The sequence below is a fragment of the Paraburkholderia sp. SIMBA_054 genome (assembly GCF_046534875.1).
Classification (GTDB): domain Bacteria; phylum Pseudomonadota; class Gammaproteobacteria; order Burkholderiales; family Burkholderiaceae; genus Paraburkholderia; species Paraburkholderia hospita.
The window spans coordinates 1-272 of sequence record NZ_JAWRXV010000780.1; the positions used below are offsets into that span (position 1 = coordinate 1).

Below are 272 nucleotides of genomic sequence, written 5' to 3' on the forward strand. Positions count from 1 at the left end.
TGAAGCCTTCCCGACAGAACTGGTGCGGGCGGCGCAGATCGACGGAGCGAGCTTCTTCCAGATATTCTGGCGTATTTTGCTACCGTCTTCGGGACCTATCATCGTTGTGTCGGTGATCTGGCAGTTCACGAACATCTGGAACGACTTTCTGTTTGGTGCCTCCTTCTCGGGTGCGAATTCCACACCGATGACGGTTGCACTCAACAATCTGGTTTCCTCCTCCACCAGCGTTAAGGAATACAATGTCCATTTCGCAGCTGCCATCCTGGCAG

1 protein-coding gene is annotated in these 272 nt (G+C 53.7%); it reads left to right on the forward strand.

Annotated elements, in window-relative coordinates:
* Window positions 1–272, forward strand: a 272-nt coding sequence (locus SB822_RS57230) for an ABC transporter permease subunit (protein ID WP_410859121.1), incomplete at both ends; no start/stop codon positions are given.